Source organism: Bacillus sanguinis (assembly GCF_018332475.1).
In the GTDB taxonomy this organism is placed as follows: domain Bacteria; phylum Bacillota; class Bacilli; order Bacillales; family Bacillaceae_G; genus Bacillus_A; species Bacillus_A sanguinis.
Genome location: NZ_BOQB01000332.1, coordinates 1 through 5,438 on the forward strand (window position 1 = coordinate 1; position 5,438 = coordinate 5,438).

Annotated in this window: 4 protein-coding genes; 1 reads left to right on the top strand and 3 read right to left on the bottom strand. The window is 33.4% G+C overall.

Annotated elements, in window-relative coordinates; genetic code table 11:
• Nucleotides 1-148: 148 nt before the first annotated feature.
• Nucleotides 149-1,015 (top strand): CPBP family glutamic-type intramembrane protease, encoded by an 867-nt coding sequence (locus tag KI369_RS25220; RefSeq protein ID WP_212958037.1) that lies wholly within the window; start codon nt 149-151, stop codon nt 1,013-1,015.
• A gap of 20 nt (nt 1,016-1,035) precedes the next feature.
• On the opposite strand, the gene KI369_RS25225 is transcribed toward KI369_RS25220, so the two are convergent.
• The 3 genes from KI369_RS25225 to recQ form a co-directional block, all read right to left on the bottom strand.
• Nucleotides 1,036-1,779, bottom strand: a complete 744-nt coding sequence (locus KI369_RS25225) for an SAM-dependent methyltransferase (RefSeq protein WP_212958039.1) — start codon at nt 1,777-1,779, stop codon at nt 1,036-1,038.
• Between the two features lie 183 nt (nt 1,780-1,962).
• Entirely contained in the window at nt 1,963-2,346 is a 384-nt protein-coding gene (locus KI369_RS25230) for a gamma-glutamylcyclotransferase family protein (protein WP_212958041.1), read from the bottom strand.
• Nucleotides 2,347-2,371: 25 nt separating this feature from the next.
• Nucleotides 2,372-4,489 (bottom strand): DNA helicase RecQ, encoded by a 2,118-nt coding sequence (gene recQ, locus KI369_RS25235; RefSeq protein WP_212958043.1) that lies wholly within the window; start codon nt 4,487-4,489, stop codon nt 2,372-2,374.
• Between the last annotated feature and the right edge of the window lie 949 nt (nt 4,490-5,438).

Consider the following 5,438-nt stretch of genomic DNA (forward strand, 5'->3'; position numbering starts at 1 on the left):
TGCTATTTTCTATTGATTAAAAGGACGTTATACTATCTAACTATGTTTTCCTTACATACTCTCCAGCTTCTTTTCTAGCTATCTATCATTTTATTTATAAAGTAACCAAGATCTCAAAAGTCAAAAAAAGTAAAGGAGTCTATTCAAAATGACTGCTAGCAAAAGAAAATCCCTTAAGTTACATTTACTTATTTTTGTGTTCATTGTATTGGCAAGTGGCTGGATTGGCGTAATTCTAGATTCTTTTCTAACAAATCAGCCTGAAGGAAACTCTTTAGGCATGGGACTGTGGCTAATATTACCTTTCCTTTCATGTATTTTACTTAGAGTTATTAGCCGAGATTGGAATGACTTTGGTATCAAACTAAATTTGAAGGGAAACTTTAAATGGTACTTCGTTGCCCTCCTAATTTATCCATTCGTTACAGTAATAACGATAAGTTTAGCATTTATTTTTGGAGTAGCTAACATAACTAGTTTTGAGATGTCCTCATTATTTTCACTCATACTCATGTCTATTATAGGTAACTTTATTAAAAATATTTTTGAAGAGTTTTCTTGGCGCGGCTATTTAACTCCTAAGCTCATTGAACTAAAGTTAAACGATTGGTTGATTTATATTATTTCTGGTTTAGTTTGGGCTCTTTGGCATGCCGCTTATTATTTAGTCTTTTTACCAAATGAATATTTTGAATCTATTTCAAGGTTACATATGCTTTTATCAGGCTGTATACTTATGGTTTCTTGGTCTATTATGTATGTTGAAATATATAGACTTACAAAGTCAGTATGGCCATGCGTTATCATGCATGCAATTGAAGATGCCGTTCCTACTGTTTTAGTTACAATAACAGGGATCATTACACTTACTAACAGTAGTGATCTTTGGTTAAACCCTATTAGCGGAGTCGTTGCTACTATTATATTTCTTGGAATTGGGATCGTACTAAGATCCATAAGGATTAAAAAAGAACGACAATTAAATACGAAAAACAGTCAATTATTCACACTATAGAAGCAAAAAGAGTAAGGAATTTAATCCTTACTCTTTTTTACTTTTATACGATATGATAAACATTCATTTAAAGACGCTTGCTCTTTATATTTTCCCTCTTCAAAGTCATACGCTCCTCCTGGGAAAATCCCAACTATACTGAAACAAGCCTCTGCACATAAATTACTAATCTCATCTATCGTATAGCAACGTAAAGATTGTGTCACGATATCATTTGAAGAATCCGTTTCCCACCAATGGTCCAGCATTCTAGCATTTTCACTATCATATTCATACTTTCGCATTGCAGAATAGATCGGCATTTCTTGTCCATTTGCTTTTTCCCAATATAATGGTTGATAAATATCAATAAGTGCACACCCTTCATCTTTCAACCAATTATGGATTCGTTTTAATAAAACCAATTGTTCTTCATCTGTTCCTACACCAAATCCGTCTAAATAACTAACAACATCAAACTTTTCTTCAAAGTTAATTTTATAAAAGTCAGCACAATGAATCGCAATGTCATTAGTAGAATATTCTTTTGCAAACATAACTAGCTCTGGTACAAGCTCAACCGTAGTCATTTTTACATTCAAATTAGACATCGCTCTTGCAAACCCGCCATTTCCAGCTCCTAGTTCTAACATCGTTTGAAATGGATATCCAACTTGTTCTTGTACTTCTTTCGCAATTTCCTGTAACCAATTTTCATTATTTACATCATAGCTTAGTAGTTTAAATTGTTTTTTATAAAATTCTTTTACATTTAATTCGTTCATTAATATTCTCCTCCTGTATATTATTTTTCTGTTACAGGTGAGAAACTAAATTTCTGATACCCATGAAAAATCCTCCTTTTGATTTCCCTATATTTTCATTTTATCTAAATAATAAGAATTTTTAAAGTACTAAAATAAAAAAGCAGATAATGGACAATTCCACTATCTGCTCTATGGTTGCTGTTATTTTCCTTGTTGATACTCCACCCAATCACCAGAAATGATAACTTTCTTTAACATATTTTTATCGTGAGCGATATACACATATGCATCTATTTCCCTATCACCATCAAATACTATTTGTGTGATTCGCTCATATAAATCCGTCTCTGCATTACCTGTATATTCTTCTAGTTCGTCTAACTTACGCAATATCGCATCATTTACTTCATAAACTTCTCCATACACCTTTTCTTCATTAGAATTAGTCATGGCTGGATACCCTTCGTTTGTATCAAATAATTCCCCATACGTCCATGCTTCGTCTGCGATGCATATCGCACCTTGCATAAAATGAGCATTCTTTTGCTCTTTCCTTAACGTGCCATACACAAAAACGTGATGCATATATCTCTATCCCCTTTATATGTCTCTACTTTCTAATTTGTAAATAAGCACGAATCATAAAGTAACTGACTTCATTCGGAAGTTGGTCTTTAATCGATTTCAGACCACCCTCAGCATTTTGCACAGCAGTTTCAATTAGCTGTTCGTATTCTGCAGGAACAAAACTGTTCCAGTCTACTTCCATTCCATCTTCAAAACAACGAATTAAATGATTTTCAATTGTTTGTCTTGATAATCCACGTTCTTTCGCAATTTCATCTAGATCAATATCTTGTTTATACATTTCATACGTTTCCAAATGAGAATTGGCTGAAGTTTTCCCTGACTTTTTCCGCTCTGTCACGACTTCTGTCTTAACTGTTTCAGCGTAATTTGGGTTTTTCTCAATAAAGTGCTGCACTGCTTGTAAGAAGTGCGAACCATATTTCACAAGTTTATGTTCGCCAATCCCTTTTACAGTTAAAAGTTCAGAGTCACTTTGCGGCATTTTTGCACACATATCCTTCAACGTTTGATCAGAGAAAATAACGAATGGAGGTACACCTTCTCCTTGCGCAATTTCTTTACGTACTTCGCGTAGCACTTCAAATAGAGGATGATCTTGAACAATTTGTCTTGTCTCTACTCGTTCTTTACGTAAAACATTATCTTTACCAAGTAAAACTTCTTTCCCTTTTTCCGTTACTTTTAAAGTCGGGTACGTACCGTGTTCAACTGCAATTAACTCATCTGAAATTAAAAACTCAATAAATTCACTAACTTCTTTTACACTACGATTTGATAGTAAACCGTATGTTGGTAAAGTATGAAAATTAAATTCAATAACTTTCTTGTTTTTCGAACCAGTTAAAACTTGTGCAATCATTTGTTTTCCAAATCGTTGGTTCGTTCTAATCATGCAAGATAGAACCATTTGTGATTCTCTTGTAACATCGATACTTTCGCGGTCGTCTATACAATTACCACAGCGTCCGCAATCTTCTTTCGGTTCTTCTCCAAAGTATTGCAAAATAAATGATTGTAAACATTGTTCTGTATGACAGTAGTCAGTCATATTTTGCAGTTTTTCAAGTTCATTTGAAAAACGAGATTCTCCTGTCGATTGGTCAATTAAAAAGCGCTGTACTTGCACATCTTGAGAAGAATATAGCAATATACATGCACTATCTAAACCGTCACGACCAGCACGTCCTGCTTCTTGATAATAACTTTCCATGTTTTTTGGCAATTGATAATGGATAACGTAACGAATATTCGATTTATCAATACCCATCCCGAATGCAGATGTCGCTACCATTACACTCACTTCATCACGTAAAAAGAGTTCTTGCTGCTCATTTCGATCGTTATCACTCATACCAGCATGGTATTTTGAAACAGAAACTCCCGCTTTCATTAAATCCTCATACAATTGATCAACTACTTTTCTAGTAGCAGCATATATAATCCCAGATTCTTTTTGATTTTGACGAATATAATCCGCTAAATATGCATTACGATCTTGTCCTTTAATTACAGAAAATGATAAGTTCTCACGCTCAAACGTTGTCATAATCGTGTTTTCTTGATTAATTCCAAGCGTGTTGCAAATATCTTCACGAACTTGTGGTGTTGCCGTCGCAGTTAATGCTAGTACAAGCGGCTTTTCTGGAAGATAATCTAATATGCGATGGATATGTAAATAACTTGGACGGAAATCATGTCCCCACTGCGAAATACAGTGCGCTTCATCAATTGCAATCATCGGGATTTTCATATCGATAAGTTGGTCAACAAACTCCATTGAATCAAGACGCTCAGGCGCCACATAAAGCAACTTATAATGGCCTTGTTTCGCTAATTGAATTCGTTGATTTGCTTCTGTAATAGAAATAGAACTATTAATATAAGTAGCTGAAATACCGTTTTGTACTAATGTATCTACTTGGTCTTTCATAAGTGAAATCAAAGGTGAAATAACTAATGTCGTTCCTTCGAATACTAATGCGGGAATTTGATAACAAATTGACTTACCACCACCTGTAGGCATAATACAGACAGTATCTTTCCCATCTAATACATTTTTAATTGTTTCATCTTGTCCTCTTCGGAATGACGAATAACCGAAATAAGACGCTAAAAGTTCTTGTGCTTTTGTAAACAAAAAAGAGTCACCTGCTTTTCTTTATCTTTCATCTACTTCTATTATATCACCACTTACGTGTCATGAAAGGGAGGAATACATGACTAAGAGCTTGCTTTTTCATTATTTTATAATTCTTTACGTTTTAGAGGCTGATTAGCAACTCAAACGAATTTCAAAATAAATACACATTTTATTAATCTTTCTTGAATACTACTAATCTTATACATATGAATTCAGGAGGTTAATATATGAAGAGTCGAAATATTAGTTCCATCAAGCAGAAAACCGTACCAAACCAACTCCAATTCTCAAATAATGATGCGTGGAAATATGAATCATATTATAAATACCAGCCATTATTTTCTTATAGAAAACTTTTTCATTTTCTTTCTCGACTTTTTAAACGTTAATTCGTGGGCGAAGTTTATCCATTCACAAAAATTTTCTCAATATAAATCTTATAGACTTAATACAATACCGTTGATATCATATGAAATATTCTGTTGGATATACCCCTTAAGTTGACCTGCTTATATAAGCAGGTCTTTTTTGATTATTATATATTTCAGTACACTTTTAGATGTGAGTAAAACTTTTCTCCATTTTATAACCATACTCCACTCGCCACAAATAGTGATAATCACAAAAAGTAATATATAAATGCTTAACATTTAATTATTCAATTCTTCTTTTCTCAATATACAAAATGAATTTCACTTGTTACTATAAAAGTACTCCAGATGAGTTTTTGCTCATCAACATTATCTAGTTAAAGGGATCTGCTGCGGGAAGCGGATCCCTTTGACTTTATTAAAGATCCACTTTTATTTGGACACATTTACCAGGTTTTTTTAATAGAACTTTATGATAATATTACGTAGTCGAGTCCGACATCTCGGCAATACCCTTTTGAGGCTCTGCAACTTCCCTTGCAGAGCCTCATTTATTTTTATATTCATTTTATTTG

Bases quoted from the DNA above. Each gene is read 5' to 3' on its own strand.
- KI369_RS25220 (WP_212958037.1), top strand. From the start codon at position 149: ATGACTGCTAGCAAAAGAAAATCCCTTAAGTTACATTTACTTATTTTT.
- KI369_RS25225 (WP_212958039.1), bottom strand. From the start codon at position 1,779: ATGAACGAATTAAATGTAAAAGAATTTTATAAAAAACAATTTAAACTA.
- KI369_RS25230 (WP_212958041.1), bottom strand. From the start codon at position 2,346: ATGCATCACGTTTTTGTGTATGGCACGTTAAGGAAAGAGCAAAAGAAT.